Raw genomic sequence first — 18,071 nt, forward strand, 5'->3', positions numbered from 1 at the left:
GTCGTTCATGTCCGTCCCGCGGCAGGGTGGTCGGGCCAGGGGTCCAGCTGCGGCAACCGCCCCAGCTTGCCGCGGTGCCAGGGGCCGGCGCCGGGGCTCTCCGAGGCCCGGAACTCCAGCCCCAGCTCCTCGCACAGGTACTGGGCGGCGAAGCGGCCCGCGGACGCCGTACGGATCAGGCTCCCGCCACCGGTCCACTGGCCCGCCATGGTGAAGCCGCGCAGGCCCGGCAGCCGCATGCGGTCCTTGTCGACCAGCCTGTTCGCCAGGTCTTCCGCCGGAGTGAAGGACTTCCAGCCGAGGATGCTGCCCTCGTGGTTGCCGGTGTAGCGCAGCGTGGTCACCGGTGTCGCCACGTCGATCACTTCGATGCGTTCCCCGATGCCCGGGTGGTGGCGCTCCAGGAACGCGCGGACGAAATCGGCGACTTCCCGTTTGCGCGCCCGGTACCGCCGGCGGTCGGTGGTGCGCAGTGTCTTCCAGTGGCCAAAGTCGCTGAAGTAGGTGCAGTGGATGACCGACTTGCCGGCCGGTGCGAAGCTGTCGCAGTACCGCGAACGCAACTGCACCACCAGGCTGTTCTGCCGTACGGCCGGCAGCGCGGCGCTGTCCTGGGGCGACAGCAGGTAGGTGGTGCTGTGCGGGGTGGCGGGGTCCACGTCACCGCTTAGGCCCACGAACGCGGAGACCACGCCCGGGTACACGTACTCCGGCTTGTGCAGCATCTCGGTGTAGAGCTTCTCGACGGTGGGACCGGTGTACCGCCCGCCCAGCAGGCCGTAGATCGTGGTGTGGCCGTCGCAGGCGGAGACGACGTGGTCGGCGTAGTGCCGTGTGCCGTCCCTGAGCTCCACCCCGACCGCGCGGTCGTCCTCGACGAGGATCCGCTCCACCCGGGCGCGGTAGTCGATCCGGCCCCCCAGCGAGAGGTACCGCTCCTCGATGGACCGGGACAGCCCCAGCGACCCGCCCTGCGGGAAACCGGCGTTCCCGTGGCAGGCGCTCGCCATGTTGAACAGGTAGGGCAGCAGCGGGAAGACCTCGTGGTCCTGGAAGAAGATGTAGGGGAAGGCGCGGCGCAGCAAAGGGTCCTGGAATTTGCCGCAGAAGGTCTCCATCCGGGTGGCCGCCGTGCGCCAGAACAGGAGGAAGGCGGGCAGGACGGTGCGGAGCAGAACGAGCTTCTCGCGCGTCGTCCGCAGCGGCGGCGGGGTCAGGAAGGGGTACAGGTTGATGCCGGTGAACCGCCGCAGGTCGCGGCAGAAGGCCCGGATCGGCCGCGCGTCGGCGGGCGAGAGGCCCAGCAGGTGCCGCTCCAGCCGGTCCGGGTCGTTGTAGAACGTCACCGACCGGCCGTCCTCGCCGACGACGGTGTTGAACGCCTCGAAGTTCGTGACGGTCTTGCCGTCGAGGGCCCCGAGCTCGCGCCAGATCCTGGCGGCGTCGTTGCCCGCACCGGTGCCGGTGAGCCACTCGATGCAGTAGTCGAAGAGGTAACCGCCCCGTGACCAGGCCGTGCAGCAGCCCCCGGGCAGGACGTGCTTTTCGAGGATGCGGGTCCGCATGCCGCTCATCTGCGCGTAGCAGCCGGTCGACAGGCCGCCGACGCCCCCGCCGATGATGAGGACCCGGGGGCCGCCGCCGGGGCCCGGATCGCGGCCGTCCCCGTTCCCGTCCGCTCCGGTGCCGGGGGTCATCCGGTCGGCCTCCTTCCGGTGTCGTGTGCGCGTGACGCGGGGCGGGACCCCGAGGCCCCGGCCGGGAAGCGCCCGGGTGCGTCGAAGGCGACGGGCAGCGCGTGGAGGCCGTAGACCATGCCCTCCGTCTTCCAGCGCAGGCCGCTCTCCGGGACGGCGAGCCTCAGTCCGGGCAGGCGCCGCAGCACCGTCTCCAGGGCCACCTGCAGCTCCACGCGTGCCAGGTGCGCGCCGACGCAGAAGTGCGCTCCGTGCCCGAAACCGAGGTGGGCGGGGCCCGTCCGGTCCAGGCGCAGCTCGTCGGCGTCGGGGAAGACCGCCGCGTCCCGGTTGGCGGCGGCCACCGCGATGAGGACGGGCTCCCCGGCCCGGACGACCGTTCCGCCCAGCTCGACGTCCTCGGTGGCGTAGCGGGGGAGGAGGAAGCTGTTGAGCTGCGTGTACCGGGTCAGCTCCTCCACGGCGGAGGGGATCAGGTCCGGCCGCTCGCGCAGTCGCCGGAGCTCCTCGGGGTGGGTCAGCAGACGGTGGAAGAAGTTCGCGATCTGGTGGCTGAGGGTCAGGAACCCCGCGACGAGGAGGTCTCCCGCGAGCGACAGCATCTCCTCCTCCGTGATCAGGCCGTCCTCGTCCCTGGCCTGCAGCAGGGAGCTGCACAGGTCGTCACGCGGTTCCTTGCGGCGCAGCTCGAACAGGGCGGAGACGTAGGAGGAGAACTCCGCGGACTGTTCCCTGAGTTCGTCGTCCGTCGTGGCGTCGGACAGCTTGGCGTCCGCCCAGTTCCAGAACCGGCGATGGTCCTCCTCGGGCACTCCCAGCAGTTCGCACAGGAGCGTCGTCGGGAAGGGGACGGCGAACTGCTCGACCAGGTCGGCGGTCGTGCCGGACGCCACGATGCGGTCGAGCAGGTCCTCGGCGAGTCCGCGGGCCCGGTCGCGCAGCAGCTCGACCCGGCGGGCGCTGAACTGCTTGGCCACCACGCCGCGCAGCCTGGTGTGCTCGGGCGGGTCCAGGGCGAAGAGCCCGCCGGTGATGCGGGCCCAGGGGCGCATCCGCGGCTGGTCGCGTCCCACGGCCTCGGCGAAGCTGAAACGCGGGTCCGACATCACCGCCTTCACGTCGGCGTACCGGGTGGCGAGCCACGCCTCTTCTCCGTAGGGCATGCGCACCCGGGCGAGGGGCTGCTCGCGCAGCTCCGCGTAGACCGGGTGCAGGGCGAGCCCCGGGCCCGGCGCGAAGGGGTAGGCGAGCGGTTCGGACGGTGTGTGCACGGGGATGTCGGCCTTTCGGGCGGGTGGACGTTGGGGAAGGGGGTGCCGGCGGCGGGTCACGAGGTGCCCGTCGCGGTCCCGAGCAGGAGGGCTCGCACCAGGTCCGCGTTGCGTTCCAGGTGCCGCGGGTCGAGCATGTCGGCGTGGACGCCGGAGCCTTGCAGGACCGAGGTGCCCGTGGTCGAGCTGCCGTGCCAGGAGCCGTCCCGGCCGGCGGCGTACAGCTCCGTCTTCTGCTCGTCCGAGATCACGCCGATCCGGGCCGCGACCGTCCCCGTGTTCGGGGTGCGGGCGCAGAAGTCGATGTACTCCTTCGCCTGGTCCAGCGTCTCCTCGGTGACGATCCGCGAGCCGGTGTGCTTGTGCAGGTGCTCGCCGAGCTCGCGCTCGAACGCCTCCAGGTGCTCGGGGGCGAGGGTGAAGGACTCACCGATGCGGTACGAGTCCAGGATGATCACGTGGGACACCTCCCGGCCGCGCCGCTCCAGCTCCTTGGCCACCTCGAAGGCGAGGTTGCCCCCGAGCGAGTAGCCGATCAGGATGCAGGGGCCCTCGCTCTGCAGCGACTCGACCAGGTCGGCGTAGCGGTCCGTCTTGTCGTCGCCCGGCAGGTGGTTGAACGCGATGATCCGGTGTTCCGGCAGGTGGGCGGCGAATCCGCGGTAGACCAGGCCGTGGCCGCCGGCCGGCGGGAAGCAGAAGAGCGGGGTTCCGTCGCCGTCGTTGAACCGCAGCCAGGGCTGCGGGCCGGTGAGCCGGCCGGTGACGATGTGCTCCACGGTGGTGGCCATGCCCTGCAAGGTCGTGATCTTGAACAGGTGGCTGACCGGGACCGGCACGCCGAGCTCCGACTCCAGCCGGTGGACGAGCTCGATGAGCCTGACCGAGCTGCCGCCGATCTCGAAGAAATCGTCCCGCAGCCCCACCCGTTCCCGTCCGAGCACGGCGCGCCACTGCTCGGCCACGCGCACCTCGTACTCCGTCGCCGGCGGCTCGTCGTCGCCCCGGTCGTCCGGGAACTCCGGGGCGGGCAGCCGGGCCGTGTCGACCTTGCCGTTCGGGGACAGCGGCAGCGCGGGCAGTTCGGCGAAGTACGACGGGATCATGAAGGTCGGCAGCCGGCCGGCGAGGTGGCGGCGCACCGCGCGCAGATCCAGTGCGGTGCCCGCCGCGGGGACGCAGTAGGCGCACAGGACGTCTTCGCCCCGTCCGTCGCCGCGCACCGTCACCACCGACTGGTCCAGGCCGGGCCACGTCGCCAGGTGCGCCTCGATCTCCCCCGGTTCGACGCGGTGGCCGCGGACCTTGAGCTGGGAGTCGGTGCGGCCGAGCAGCCGTACGCCGCCGTCGGCGTCCCAGCACGCGAGATCGCCCGTGCGGTACGCCCGCGCCGGCATGGCGCCGGACCCGCCCGGAGCCACCGGCGCGGTGAAGCGCCGCGCGGTCTCCTCCGGGGCGCCCGCGTAACCGAGCGCGACGCCCTCGCCGCCGATCCACAGCTCACCCGGCACGCCCGGCGGCACCGGCTCGCCGTGCCGGTCCAGGATGTAGACCTCGCTGTTCGGGAAGGGACGCCCGATCGGCACCATGTCGCTCGGCTCCAGTCCGTCGTCCGGGCCTTCGAAGTACGTGCTGTCGATGGTCGCCTCGGTGACCCCGTAGGAGTTGACCAGGCGCGTCCGGGGACCGCACAGGCCGCGCAGGCGCCGGTACTCCTCGACCTTCCAGCTGTCGGAGCCGACGATCAGCAGGCGCATGAAGTCCAGCCGCGCGCCCGTGCGTGCGCAGTGGTCCATCAGACCGCGGACCACCGAGGGCACGAACTCGGCGCAGTCCACCCGCTCGGCCCGCATCGTCTCGTACAGCCGGCCGGTGTGGAGCAGCAGGTCGCGCCCGACGAGCACCAGGGTGCCGCCGGAGCACAGCGCACGGACCAGGTCGCCGGTGAAGACGTCGAAGGAGGGGTTCGCCAGCTGGAGGTGGACCCGCACGTCGCGGTCGAGGCGGTACTCCTCGCGCCAGCCCTCGTACACCGCGGCGAGGCTGCGGTGGCTGACCCGGACGGCCTTCGGGCGGCCGGTGGAGCCGGAGGTGTGGACGACGTAGGCGGGAGCCTCCCAGGCGACCCCCGGGGCGGGCTCGGGGGCGGGCTCGGGCCCCGGAGCGGCCCCGGACCCGTGCGGCGCCAGCTCCTCCAGCGTCACCACCCGTCCGGCGGCCGGGGCCAGACGCGCGCGCCCGCTCCCGTCCGCGACGACGGCCAGCGAGGCACCGGCGCCGTCCACCGCGCGGACCAGGCGGTCGTCCGGGTAGCCGGGGTTCAGCAGCAGGTACGCGCCGCCCGCCCGGAGCACGGCCAGCACGGTGACGACCAGCTCGGGCGACTTCTCCAGGCACAGGGCCACCACGGTGCCCTCGCGCACGCCCAGTTCACGCAGCCGGTGCGCCGCCACCCGGGAGCGGTGCTCGACCTCGGCGTACGTCAGGCGCCGGACGGTGCCCGACTCCGAGGGGGCCGACACGGCGACGGCCCCGGGATGCTCGGCGGCGGCCTTGACGAACAGCTCGTGCACCGGGCGGTCGAGGGGCGCCCGGCGCCCGGCACCGCTCCACTCGGTCAGGATGCGGTCGCGCTCCCGGGCGCCGAGCAGCGGCAGCCGGGTGACCGGACGGTCCGCAGGCGCGTGCGTCAGCGCTTCGAGCAGGTTGACGTAGTGCGAGGCCATCCGCCGCATCGTCGCCGCGTCGAAGAGGTCGGTGTTGTACTTGAACACGCAGTGGAAACGCCGCTCGGCCTCGTCCTCGTAGACCGACAGGGTCACATCGAACTGCCCTTCCTCCTCCGGGAGTTCGATGTAGTCCAGGCGGTACCCGTACTGCTCGGTGGCGACCTTGTGGGTGAGCAGGATGAACATCGCCTGGAACACCGCGGAACGGCTCGGGTCGTGCTGCAGGCCGAGCTCCTCCACCAGCAGGACGAAGGGGTACTCCTGGTTGTCCAGACCGCCCAGCACCGTGTCGCGCACCCGCGCCAGGAGCTCGGCGGCCGTCGGCTCGCCCGCCAGGCTCACGTACAGCGGCAGCGGATTGACGAAGTACCCGTAGACGGAGGCGAACTCCTCCCGCGTGCGCCCCGTGACGGGACTGCCGACGATGATGTCGTCCTGCCCGCTGTAGCGGTGCAGCAGGAGGTAGTAGGCGCTCAGCAGCACCATGAAGACGGTCACGTTGTGCTCGCGCGCCAGAGCGTGCACACGGGCGCTCAGCTCCTCGTCGAGGACGAAGAACTCGGACGCGCCGTTGTGGGTCTGCACGGCCGGACGCGGCCGGTCGGTGGGCAGGGCGAGGACGGGCACCTCGTCCGGGAGGCTGCTCTTCCAGTAGGCGAGCATCCTGCGCGCCTCGGGACCGGCCAGGAGCCGGTTCTGCCGGTTGAGGAAGTCGAGGTAGGTCGCGGCCACCGGGGGCAGCACGGCGGGCCGGCCGCGCCGCAGCCCCTCGTAGACCCGGAGGAGTTCCTCGATGAAGGTGAAGGTCGACACGGCGTCGGAGACGACGTGGTGGACGGCTTTCATGAGCACCCAGCGGTCCGGGCCGCGCCGGAACAGGCGGAGCCGGACCAGCGGATCGCGTGCGAGGTCGTACGGCCTGCGGTACTCGTGAATGATCATCTGCCGGACGTCGTCCCACTCCCGGCCCTCCACGTCGAAGACCCGGAAGTCCGGGGCCGCCGTCGGGGAGATCCGCTGCACCGGCCGCCCCTCGTCCAGGACGATGTTGGCGCGCAGGCTGGGGTGGCGTTCGATCACGGTGGTGAAGGCGGCCAGCATCAGGTCGGGGTCGAGCGCGACGCGCACCTCGACGGCCCCGCCGATGTTGTAGGCGAACCCGTCCGGGTCGAGCTGCTTGAGGAACCACAGCGCCTTCTGGTTCTGGGTCAGCGGGTACTGCCGCTCGTCGTCGTACACCTCGACCGCGGTGCCGGCGTCCTCGTCCGGGTCCGCGGCGAGCAGCCCGGCCAGATCCTCGTGGGCCTGTTCCACCAGATCGGCGAGGGTGGCGTTGCTCAGCAGCGCCACCACCGGCAGCGCGATCCCCAGCTCGGCCTGGACGCGTCCGCGCAGCTCCATCGCCAGCAGCGAGTCCAGCCCCATCGCGGTCAGGGAGCACGCCGGGTCCACCTCCTCGGCCCTGACCCGCAGGACGTCCGTCACCAGTGCGGTGAACCGGTCGGTGAGCAGGGCCCGGCGCTCCTCGTCGCCGGCCTCCCGGAAGGCGTCGGCGAAGCCGTGGAGCGGGATCTCCGCGCGCGGGGCCGCCTCGGCGGCCAGGCCGGCCACCAGGGGCGGCGGGGACGGGTACCACCCGAGGAAGACCGGCCAGTCGTGGACCGTGGCGACCACCAGCTGGGCACGGTCCTGGCCGATCACCCGTTCGAGGACGGCCATGCCGGCGTGCGCGGACAACGAGGTCATGCCGCGGTGGGTCCGGTAGTGCTCGACGAGCCCGAGTTCCTCGATCATGCCGGTCGCCCACGGCCCCCAGTCGATGCTCAGCGCGGGCAGGCCGAGCGCGCGGCGGCGGTGCGCGAGCGCGTCGAGGAACGCGTTGCCGGCCGCGTAGTTGGCCTGCCCGGCGGTCGTCAGCAGCGAGGCGACCGAGGCGAACAGCACGAAGTGTTCGAGCGGTTCGTCGCGCAGGAGGCGGTGGAGGAGGTGGGCGCCCACCGCCTTGGGACGGTACGCGGTGTCGAAGACACGCCGGTCCATCTCCGGCGCGAGGGTGTCGCACACCTGCCCGGCGAGGTGGAACACGCCGCGCAGGGGAGCCGCCCCGGACGCCCGGTGACCGGCCAGCCAGGTGGTCAGGGACTCCTCGTCGGCGACGTCCAGCGACACCGGCACGGGATGCGCCCCGAGGGACTCCAGCTCCTGGACGAAACGCACGGCGCGCCCGGCCGGGCTCGCGGGGTCGAGCCCGTGCCACCGGGCCCGTTCGGGCAGGGCGGTGCGGCCCACGAGGACCAGGTGGCGCGCGCCCCGCCGGACCAGGGTGCGGCACAGCAGCCGCCCCAGGGCCCCGAACGCCCCGGTCACCAGGTAGGTGCCGTCGGGGCGCAGCCGCAGCGGAAGCGGGCGGGTGAGGCCGGCGGCCCGTACCAGCCGGCTGGTGAGGCGGCGGCCGGCGCGCAGGGCGACCTCGTCCTCGCCGTCGTCGTACGCCATCTCGCGCAGCAGGGCCTCGGCCTCCCGGCGGCGGGACGCGGCATCGTCCGGCGGGGCCGGGGGGAGATCGACGAGTTTGCCCGGGTGGGTGGTCAGCTCCTGGTGGCGCAGCACGCGGCCGATTCCCCAGGCGGGCGCGCCCAGCGGTTCCACCACGTCCCCGTCCGCCGCCGCCTGCGCTCCCCGGGTGACGATGTGCAGCCGGGTCCCGGGGCCCTCCGGCTCCTCGCGCCGCAGTGCCCGGACCAGGGCGACCAGCGAGTACAGGCCGGTCGCGGTGTGCCCGTCGAACGCGTGCCGGCCGGTCGCCTCCACCGGCGGGGCGTCGAGGTTCCACAGGTGCACGAGGGCGCCGGGCGGCCCGCCGCAGACGGCACGCACCTCGGCGAGCAGGCGCGCGAAGTCCTCGGCGGAGTCCGGCGCGACCGTCCAGGGCCGGCCCTCGCCCGCCGCGCGGTAACCGTCGCCCGGGCGGACCAGATGGCAGCGGCCGCCGGCCGCGGTCACCGCGGCGGCGAGTGCGCCGGCGACCCCCTGGGCGTCGGCGAACACCAGCCAGTCCCGCGCGGCCCCACCCGCGGCGAGGACCTCGTCCGGCACGGGCGGCCGCTCCGTCCAGGCCACTTCGGTCAGCCAGCCGTCGACGGTCGGCAGGCCGACCGCGGTCGTCGTCGTCTCGGTGTCGGCCGCGCGGAAGCCGCTGATCCGCCCGAGCGGCGCGCCGCTGTCGGCGTACAGGGCGATGTCGCCCACCAGCTGCCCGTCCTCGTGCTCCGACACGGTCGCGTGCGCCCACAGACAGCGGTCGCCGACGGGGTCGATCCGCACCTCCTCCAGGGACAGCGGCAGCAGCGTGCCGGTGCCCCGCGCGGGTGTGCCGTCGTCCGGCAGCGTGGGCGTCAGCAGCGTCTGGAAGCAGGCGTCGAGCAGCACCGGGTGGATGTGGTGGCGGGCGGCGGTGTCACCGATCGGCGTGGTCGGCCGGATACGGGCCAGTGCCTCACCGGGGCCGATCCACACCTCCTCGATGGCCTGGAAAGCGGGACCGTAGTGGTATCCCCGGCCGGCCAGGGCCGCGTAGCAGGCGGCGCCGTCGAGACGGCGGGTGCCGCGCGCGCGGACCGCGTCGAGGTCGAGTTCCCCGTCCGCCCGGCGGGGCTGCTGCGCGCGCACCACCCCGCTCGTGTGCAGGACCGGGTCCCGCCCGTCACCCGGCAGGCTCGCGATGGTGAACGCGGCGTCCTGGGAGGAGAAGGACAGCTGTACGGTGGCGGGCCCGTCGTCGGACAGGAAGAGGGCCTTGCGCAACCGGACGTCGGCCAGTACCGCCTGGGTGCCGCCGGTCATCGCCCGTACCGCCTGCAGGGCCATCTCCACGTAGCCCGCCGCGGGAAAGACGGCTTCGCCCTGGATGCGGTGATCGCCCAGGTACGGGGCCGTCCCGAGGTCCAGCCTCGTCTCCCAGGCGGGTTCGGCCCGGGCCATGCGGCGGCCCAGCAGCGGGTGGTCGTGCCCGCCGAGCCGGACCTGCCGCACCGGTGCGGGTTCCACCCAGTGCCGTTCCCGCTTCCACGGGTAGGGAGGCAACGCCACCGGCCGCCCCTCGGGCTGCAGGACGTCCCACGCGACGTCGACGCCGATGGTGTGCAACGCGGCCAGAGAGCGCATGAACCGCTCCGGCTCGTCCTCCCGGCGGCGGATCGACGCCAGCGTCGTGCCGTCGACGCCCCGTGCGGCCAGGCACTCCTGGATCGCCTGGCCCAGCACGGGGTGCGGGCCGATCTCCAGGAAGACGCGGTAGCCGTCGTCGGCCAGCCGGTCGACCGCCGACCGGAAGCGCACGGTGCCCCGGACGTTGTCCCACCAGTAGTCCGCGTCGAGCTCGGTGCCGCGTGCGGTGCCCTCCCGCCCGGTCAGGTACACCGGCACCCGCGCCGCGCGCGGCTTCAGGTCCGCCAGCGAGGACAGCAGATCGTCCTTGAGGGGGTTCATCCGGGCGCTGTGGTACGGCACCTCGACCTGGAGGAGCCGTGCGAAGACCTGCTCGGCCTGGAACCGGGCGGCGAGTTCCTCGAGCGCGTCCCGGTCGCCGGAGAGGGTCACCGTGCGGGGGCCGTTGCACGCGGCGATCGACACCCGGTCGCCGTACGGGCGCAGACGGCGCATGGCCTCGCCCTCGGACAGGCTCACCGCGAGCATGGTGCCGGTGCCCGCCGTCCGCTGCTGGAGCCGGCTGCGGTGCACCACGAGCGAGACCGCGTCCCGGAGGCTGTAGACGCCGGCCTCGTAGAACGCGGCGACCTCGCCGGTGCTGTGCCCGACGACGGCGTCGGGGTGCACGCCGTAGGAGCGCCACAGCGCCGCGAGCCCGGTCTGGAGGGCGAAGTTGGCCGGTTGCGCCAGCCAGGTCTCGTGCATCCGCGAACCGGCCTCGTCGGCCGAGAGCTCCTCGACCAGCGACCAGTCGGTGAGCCGTGCGATCTCGCGGTCGCACCGCTCGATCGCCTCCCGGTAGACCGGTTCCTCCTCGAAGAGCCGGCGTCCCATCGCCCACCACTGCGGCCCCATGCCGGTGAAGACCCAGACCATCCGCCGGTCCCGGGCCTCACGCCGCCGGCCCGTGAGCACACGGGGGTGTTCCTCGCCCCGGACGTACGCGTCCAGGGCCTCCTCCAGCTCCGCGCGCGAGCGGTACACGACCGACAGCCTCGACTCCAGGTGCTGGCGCCGGTGGGCCAGCGTGTGGCCGAGGTCGGACAGGGAGACCGGCTCCCCGCCGGGGCGGGCGCCCGCGAGCTCGCGCCGGATGCCCGCCGCCCGCTCGGGCAGGGCGGCGGGGTCGCGCGTGGTCACCGGCAGAACGGTCCAGTGCGGCTTCGCCGCTTCCGCGGGCCCGCCCTCGGCGCGACGCGGTCCCCCCTCCGGCCTCGGCGCCTCTTCCAGCACCACGTGCGCGTTGGTACCGCCGAAGCCGAACGCGTTCACCCCGGCGCGCGCGGGTCCTCTGCGCTCGGGCCAGCCGGTGACCTGCCTCGGGATCTCGTAGGGCAGGGACGCGGGGTCGATGGCCGGGTTGAGCCGCGCCAGGTTGATGTGGGGAGGAATCGTACGGTGCTTCAGGCACAGCACGGTCTTGATCAGCCCCGCGATGCCGGCCGCCGCCTCGGTGTGCCCGATGTTCGGCTTGACCGAACCGACATAGCACCGGGCGCCGGGCTCCCGCCCGATCGACAGGGCCCGGCCCAGCGCGGCCGCCTCGACGGGGTCACCGACCGGCGTGGAGGTCCCGTGCGCCTCGACGTACTGCAGGTCTCCGGGCACGAGCCCCGCCTCCGCGCAGACCCGCTCGACGAGCGCCTCCTGGGCCCGCGGATTCGGCACCGTGATGCCGTTGGTACGGCCGTCCTGGTTGACGCCGCTGCCGGTGATCACCGCGTGGACCGGGTCGCCGTCGCGTTCGGCGTCCGCCAGCCGTTTGAGCACCACCACGCCGACGCCCTCCGCCCGGACGTAGCCGTTGGCCGACGCGTCGAAGGTGCACGACCGCCCGTCCGGGGAGAGGAACCCGCCCTGCGACTCGGCGATGGTGTACTGCGGCGCCATGTGCAGCAGCGTGCCTCCGGCGAGCGCGAGGACGCTCTCGCCGCGCAGCAGGCTCTGGCACGCCAGGTCCACGGCGACGAGGGACGAACTGCAGGCGGTGTCGATCGAGACGCTGGGGCCGCGGAAGTCGAAGCAGTGCGAGATGCGGTTCGACACCATCGTCATCATGGTGCCGGTGGCCGTGTGGGCGGCCAGTGTGTCGAAGCCCAGGTCGGCGAATTGGAGGATCTTGTAGTCGAGGGTGAAGGCGCCGACGAACACCCCGACATCGCGCCCGGCCAGTTCCTCGGGTTTCAGCCCGCCGTCCTCCAGGGCCTCCCACGTCACCTCGAGGAGCTTGCGCTGCTGCGGATCCATGTGCGCCGCTTCACGAGGGCTGATGCCGAAGAACCCCGGATCGAACTCGTCGAACCCTTCGATGTATCCGCCCCGGCCACCGACCAGCCGCCCCGGTCTGACCTTGCCGGGGCTGCCGAGGGAGGTGACGTCGTACCGGTCGGCCGGTGTCGGTGTGATGCAGTCCTTGCCGTCGATCAGGTTCTGCCAGAAGGTCCGGTGACAAGATGCCTTGCCCGGAAAACGGCATCCGATACCGACAACCGCGATCTTGTCCCGGCTCAAGACGTTCCTCCGTGTTCGCCATAGGTCTGAAGTTTTGGTGCGTTGTCGTCCCCGCACGTCCCCGTGAAGGAGAAGGACCGGAGACCGCCGCTGCGGCGGACGGACCGGTCCGGCGCAGCCGGAGACGGCACAGAGCACACCCGGCCCGAAGGCCCGGGCCGGTGGTGGTGTGGATCAGCGGACCGGCCGCGCGCTCCCGGCCGAAGCCGCGCCGCCCGCACCGGTGGCCGCCGCCGGCCGCCGGGCACCGCCCCGTGTCGTTGCCGCGGGCGTCGGGGCGGGCTTTCCCCCGCCGGTCCCGCCCCTGCCGAACGGCGTACTTCCCCGGCTCCGCCGGGAGTGCGGTCCACGCAGCACACATCGAAGTCGAAGAGGTGCGTGAAGCGCCGTGCGCCGACGACCGTTCCGAGCGCCGGACGGTCTCCCGCGGCCGTCCGGTGATCTGCCGGCGGGGTCGTGGAGCGGCTCGTGCCGGACGGCTTCGGCCCGTAACCCGGCGCCCTCTCCCGCCGAGCCCTCATCGGGGAGGCCGTCCCCCCGAGGCCGGTCCTGTGCCGTCCGGCGCCGTCGTGGCCGCCGCCCCGTCCAGCTCTCGCACCTCACCCTGCTCATGTTCATCTCCGGCTCCTCTCATGCCTGTTGGTGGCCTGTCGCCCTGGACATGGTGGAAGGACCGGACGGCTTCTCTTCGCTCGCCGGAGACGAAACCCACCGAAGGGAGGAGACGGGAGCGATCGCGTCCGCCGCTGTCGCCGTGGTCGTGCGCGGGAGGAGCACCGCGGCGTGCGTGCGTCGATGACATCCTCACGAGTCACCGCGCCGGGGGCTGTGCGCAGAAAGGGAGCGCCGAGCGTTCTCCGCCCCGCCGGTGGGCCGGATCACCGCCGGCCGGCCCTTCCGTCAGAAGCCCTCCAGGGCGGGCGCGAGGACCGCGGCCTGCCCTTCCGCGCAGGCGCGCGCGGGTGCGCGGCAGCACCGTGGCGCCCCCGTACAGGAACCCGTCGCTTCCGCGCAGGCGCGCGGGGCGCGCGGCCGGCTGGGTGGTGCGAGGCAAGGGCGCTCAGTGGTGCGCAGGGGGGGAGGGCCGTCGGCGTACGGACGGCTCTCCCGCCTCGGACCGGGCCTGATCGCTTTTCCCCGGGGTCCCGCCGAACCCATCGACGGCTTATCGGTCTGTCGTACGAACCCTCATACCAGAGCGGGACGCTGCGCGGGAGACTTTGTCAACTGCCCACCGCACATGATGCGGAGGCAACTACTGTGAGTGTCCGCAGGGCGACGCAGGGCCGTCTATCGGTCCCTGCGTCCGACGCCGCCTGCGCGGGTACCACCGCGCGGGCCACCACGCCCCCGACGGACTCGTACGAGGACACCGATGTCTCACCTCCGCGCCCCCGCCACGCGCGCAGACCGCCGCGAAGGCGGGCGGCACGGCCGGCCGGCCGCCCGCACCGCTCCCGCGCTGCCCGAGACCCGGATACGGTCCCAGCTGCTGCGTCTCGCCGTGCTGCCGCCCGTCGCGGTCGCCCTCGGCGCCGGCGCGGCCGTGCTGTTCACCGTCCGGTCCACCGGGATCCGGCCCGGGCTCGCCCTGTGGGCCGTCCTCACCGGAGCCGTCTGCGTCACCCTGGCGGCCGTCGTCATCGCCGCCGTCGCCGCGGGCCGCGCCGTCCGGTCCGTGCGCGACCGCGTCGACGCCCTGCGCCGCGGCGCCGCGCACCGGGAGAACGAGCTGCGTGCCCTCGTCGAGGCGCTGCGGCGCGGCGAGGACCCGCCCCCGCCCCCGAACCGGCGGCACGGCGGCCCCTCCGACGGCGCCGACGACTTCGACCTGCTCGCCGCCGACCTGGCCCGCGCCCACGACGGGGCCGTCACCGCCGTCCTCCAGGCCGCGCAGCTCTCCGGCCAGACGGGCAGCGAACAGAAGCTGGAGGTCTTCGTCAACCTCGCCCGGCGCCTGCAGTCGCTGGTGCACCGCGAGATCTCCCTCCTCGACGAGCTGGAGAACGAGATGGAGGACCCCGACCTGCTCAAGGGGCTCTTCCACGTCGACCATCTGGCCACCCGCATCCGCCGCCACGCCGAGAACCTCGCCGTGCTCGGCGGCGCCGTCTCCCGGCGCCAGTGGAGCAACCCGGTCGGCATGACGGAGGTGCTGCGCTCGGCCATCGCCGAGGTCGAGCAGTACTCGCGGGTCAAACTGGTGCCGCCGATCGACGGCACCCTGCGCGGCCACGCCGTCGCCGACGTCATCCACCTGCTCGCCGAACTCGTCGAGAACGCCACGGTGTTCTCCGCCCCGCACACCCAGGTGCTGCTGCGCGCGGGCCGCGTCACCTCCGGGCTCGCCGTCGAGGTCGAGGACCGCGGCCTCGGCATGCCCGCCGAGGAGCAGGAGCGGATGAACGCCCTGCTCGCCGACCCCGACCAGGTCAACGTCGCCCGGCTGCTGGCGGACGGCCGCATCGGGCTGTACGTCGTCTCCCAGCTGGCCCGGCGGCACGGCGTCACGGTCCGCCTGCAGACCAACATCTACGGCGGGGTGCAGGCCGTCGTCGTCGTCCCGCAGGCCCTGCTGGGGGCCGAACCCGAGGCCTCCGAGACGGTGGCGCAGGCCCAGGAGCCCGCCGGCGGCCGGCAGACGGTCCTGCCGCCGCAAGAACCGCAGCCGCACTCCGGGCAGCCGTCGCCGGCCCGGCGACCGGAGCCCGCCCTGCCCGCCCCCGCCGCACCCCCCGTCACGCCGGGCCCCCGGCACGAGGACGGCACCCGGTCCCCGGCACCGGCGGTGCACGGCGGCGACCCCCCTCCGCTGCCCGTGCGCGGTGCCCACCCGGACCGGCCCAACCCGGCCGACGCCGTGACCGGCCTGCGGCCCGACCACCGCCGCGCCCTCGCCGAGAACGCGGCGGCGCCCCTCGTCCCGCGCCACGCCGCCGTGCGCGGCACCGTGGACAAGCCCCGGCTGCCCCGCCGCCGCGCCCAGGAGCACCTCGTCCCGCAACTGCGCGGCGGCCCCGCGCCCCGCCGGGACACCGGCGCCCCCGCCGGCCACGACCCCGGCCTGATGGCCGCCTTCCGGCGCGGCATCGGCCTCGCCGAGGCCCAGCAGCACCTGGAGGCGGAGCACCGGGAGCCGCCGGCCCGTCCCGACGGGCGGCCCGCACCCGTGCTCCAGGCCGCCGAGGCGAGGCCCGAGCACGCCCCCGCGTCCCCCGAGACCCCGGAAGGGCACGGCATGCCCGTGTCCCGGTCCGGCCCCACCGTCCGGCACGACGGGAGCGCACCGGCCGGATGACCAGGACGACCACCCCGGTTCCCGCCCCCCATCCCCAGCGCTCCCGCTGACCTTCGTACCTCAAGGAGTCGATCCCCCCATGGCGAGCGATGTGGCCACCGGCCATGTATCCGATCTCGACTGGCTGATGAGCGGCCTCGTGCAGCGTGTACCGCACACCACCAGCGCGGTGCTGCTGTCGTGCGACGGACTGGTGAAGTCCGTCCACGGCCTCGACCCGGACAGCGCCGACCACATGGCGGCCCTGGCCTCCGGCCTGTACTCCCTCGGCCGCAGCGCCGGCGTCCGGTTCGGCGACGGCGGCGACGTACGGCAGGTCGTCGTCGAGCTCGACTCGATGCTGCTGTTCGTCACCACGGCCGGCTCCGGCACCTGCCTCGCCGTGCTCGCCGGACGCGAGGCCGACGCGGCCGTGCTCGGCTACGAGATGGCGATGCTCGTCAAGAGCGTCCGCCCCTACCTGGTGACCGCGCCCCGGCAGCACACCGCCGGCTCCCCGGCGACCCCGGCATCCCCGGCGATGAGGTCTTGAGCGTGACGGCGGCCGGCGACGGGCCCTGGCTCGACGACGCGGCCGGGCGGCTCGTGCGGCCTTTCACGGTCAGCAACGGCCGCACCCGGCCCACCGTCGCCCTCGACCTGATGTCGCAGGTGATGGCCACCGGTGCCACCCCCCTCGGTTACCTCGGCCCGGAGCACGCGCAGGCGCTCGACCTGTGCCGCACGCCCGTCCCGGTCGCCGAGATCGCCGCCCATCTGAGGCTGCCGGCGGCGGTCACCAAGGTGCTGCTGTCGGACCTCGTCGACTGCGGGGCGCTGACCACCAAGCCCCCCGCGTTCCACCACCACCCCACGGACCGGGCCCTTCTGGAGGCAGTGCTCGATGGACTACGACGACAGCTCTGACCACGGCGACGGCACCGATCCGTTCCCCACCGCGCTGAAGATCCTCGTGGCGGGCGGATTCGGCGTGGGCAAGACCACCTTCGTCGGCGCGGTCAGCGAGATCGCGCCGCTCAGCACGGAGGAACTGCTCACCACCGTCGGCGCCGCGACCGACAACCTCGACGGCGTCGAGAACAAACTCGAGACGACCGTCGCGATGGACTTCGGCCGCATCACCCTCGGCCCGGACCACGTGCTGTACCTGTTCGGCACGCCCGGCCAGGAGCGGTTCTGGTTCATGTGGGACGAACTGTGCGAGGGCGCGCTCGGCGCGGTCGTCCTGGCCGACACCCGGCGCCTGGAGGACTGCTTCCCGGCCATCGACTTCTTCGAGCAGCGCGGACTCGCCTTCATCGTCGCCGTCAACGAGTTCGACGGCGCCCACCGTTACGCCCCCGAGGAGGTCCGTGCCGCCCTCGACCTGCCGGACGAGGTGCCCCTCGTGCGCTGCGACGCCCGCATCTCCAGCTCCGGCGTGCAGACCCTGCTGACCCTCGTACGCCACCTCCTCGCCCACACGCCGGCCGCCCCGCCGACGGGGACCGGCGCACCCCTGTGACCCCCGTCCTGCATCCCCCGTCACGGAGCCGCCCATGACGTACACCCACGGCACGCGCGTCCCTCGCACGGACGCCGCCCGCCCCGGAGCCCGCCGATGAGCTACGACCCGCCGCGTCCGGCCGGCCGTCTGCTGCTCACGCCCGAGGACCGGGAGGCCCCCGCCCGGGTGCGGCGGCTGCGCCGGCTGGGCCTGGGCCGGCGCCCGGAGCCCGGGCTCGACGCCTTCGCGGACCGTCTCGCCGAGCTCGCCGACGCGCCCTACGCCATGGTCAACTTCCTCGTCGAGAACGGGCAGTTCTTCGCCGGCCTGCACGCCCCGGACCCCGCGCCCGCCGCCGACGGCGACGGCCCCGGGCCGGTGTTCGGCCGTGCGCACCCCCGCGACCACGGCTTCTGCCCGTACGTGGCCGCCCGGCGCAAGGCGCTGGTCCTGGAGGACGTCCGCGACTACCCGCGGTTCGCGGGCAATCCGGTCGTCGACGAGTTCGGCATCCGCTCCTACCTCGGCGCCCCGCTCATCGACAGCACGGGGACGGTCCTGGGCACGGTCGGCGCCGCCGACGTACGGCCCCGGCCCTGGGGGAAGGCGGGGCTGGAGACGATCAAGGCGACGGCGGCGGAGCTCGTGGCGCGGCTGGAGCGGCGCGCGGACGACGGGCTGCCGCGGTGACCGCCGGGCTCGGCGTGCGGGCCAGGCCGGGCGGGGCGTGAAGAAGAGCTGCGGCCGCGCTTAAGAAAACCTCGATGGACCGGCGCCGCGCGATAGGGCAGATTGCTGTGCGATTCCACTGCTCTCCCGGACACGGGCTCCTTCGGCATGCCCGGCGCCGGGATCTCACCGTCAGGAGCC

General features: G+C 73.7%; 8 protein-coding genes. 5 read left to right on the forward strand and 3 right to left on the reverse strand.

Annotated features, from left to right (window positions below):
* Window positions 1-5: 5 nt before the first annotated feature.
* The 3 genes from ABZ340_RS05600 to ABZ340_RS05610 are packed head-to-tail and all read right to left on the reverse strand — an operon-like array spanning window position 6 to window position 12,417.
* Window positions 6-1,697 (reverse strand): NAD(P)/FAD-dependent oxidoreductase, encoded by a 1,692-nt coding sequence (locus ABZ340_RS05600; protein WP_358780454.1) that lies wholly within the window; start codon window positions 1,695-1,697, stop codon window positions 6-8.
* Complete coding sequence (locus ABZ340_RS05605; RefSeq protein WP_358780455.1) at window positions 1,694-2,968, reverse strand: cytochrome P450; 1,275 nt, start codon at window positions 2,966-2,968, stop codon at window positions 1,694-1,696. Before ABZ340_RS05605 ends, ABZ340_RS05600 begins: the two co-directional genes overlap by 4 nt.
* A 56-nt stretch (window positions 2,969-3,024) precedes the next feature.
* Window positions 3,025-12,417 (reverse strand): amino acid adenylation domain-containing protein, encoded by a 9,393-nt coding sequence (locus ABZ340_RS05610; RefSeq protein WP_358780456.1) that lies wholly within the window; start codon window positions 12,415-12,417, stop codon window positions 3,025-3,027.
* Between the two features lie 1,375 nt (window positions 12,418-13,792).
* Here ABZ340_RS05610 and ABZ340_RS05615 point away from each other — a divergent pair.
* The 5 genes from ABZ340_RS05615 (at window position 13,793) to ABZ340_RS05635 (ending at window position 17,891) form a co-directional block, all read left to right on the forward strand.
* Complete coding sequence (locus ABZ340_RS05615; protein WP_358780457.1) at window positions 13,793-15,715, forward strand: ATP-binding protein; 1,923 nt, start codon at window positions 13,793-13,795, stop codon at window positions 15,713-15,715.
* 79 nt (window positions 15,716-15,794) lie between these two features.
* On the forward strand, window positions 15,795-16,247 hold the full coding sequence (locus ABZ340_RS05620; protein ID WP_358780458.1) for a roadblock/LC7 domain-containing protein: 453 nt from the start codon (window positions 15,795-15,797) through the stop codon (window positions 16,245-16,247).
* A gap of 2 nt (window positions 16,248-16,249) precedes the next feature.
* Window positions 16,250-16,621, forward strand: coding sequence for a DUF742 domain-containing protein (locus ABZ340_RS05625; protein WP_358780554.1), 372 nt, complete (start codon window positions 16,250-16,252; stop codon window positions 16,619-16,621).
* The gene (locus ABZ340_RS05630; protein ID WP_358780459.1) at window positions 16,599-17,219 is read left to right on the forward strand and encodes an ATP/GTP-binding protein; all 621 of its coding nucleotides are present in this window, start codon (window positions 16,599-16,601) and stop codon (window positions 17,217-17,219) included. Before ABZ340_RS05625 ends, ABZ340_RS05630 begins: the two co-directional genes overlap by 23 nt.
* Before the next feature lie 96 nt (window positions 17,220-17,315).
* Window positions 17,316-17,891 carry a GAF domain-containing protein gene (locus tag ABZ340_RS05635; protein ID WP_358780460.1) on the forward strand — a complete coding sequence of 192 codons (576 nt, stop codon included), beginning with the start codon at window positions 17,316-17,318 and terminating at the stop codon, window positions 17,889-17,891.
* The last annotated feature ends 180 nt before the right edge of the window (window positions 17,892-18,071 follow it).

The sequence above is a fragment of the Streptomyces sp. NPDC006134 genome (genome assembly GCF_040628835.1).
Taxonomy (GTDB): domain Bacteria; phylum Actinomycetota; class Actinomycetes; order Streptomycetales; family Streptomycetaceae; genus Streptomyces.

Coding starts and splice junctions, on each gene's coding strand:
- ABZ340_RS05600 (WP_358780454.1), bottom strand. CDS start 1,697: ATGACCCCCGGCACCGGAGCGGACGGGAACGGGGACGGCCGCGATCCG.
- ABZ340_RS05615 (WP_358780457.1), top strand. CDS start 13,793: ATGTCTCACCTCCGCGCCCCCGCCACGCGCGCAGACCGCCGCGAAGGC.
- ABZ340_RS05620 (WP_358780458.1), top strand. CDS start 15,795: ATGGCGAGCGATGTGGCCACCGGCCATGTATCCGATCTCGACTGGCTG.
- ABZ340_RS05630 (WP_358780459.1), top strand. CDS start 16,599: ATGGACTACGACGACAGCTCTGACCACGGCGACGGCACCGATCCGTTC.
- ABZ340_RS05635 (WP_358780460.1), top strand. CDS start 17,316: ATGAGCTACGACCCGCCGCGTCCGGCCGGCCGTCTGCTGCTCACGCCC.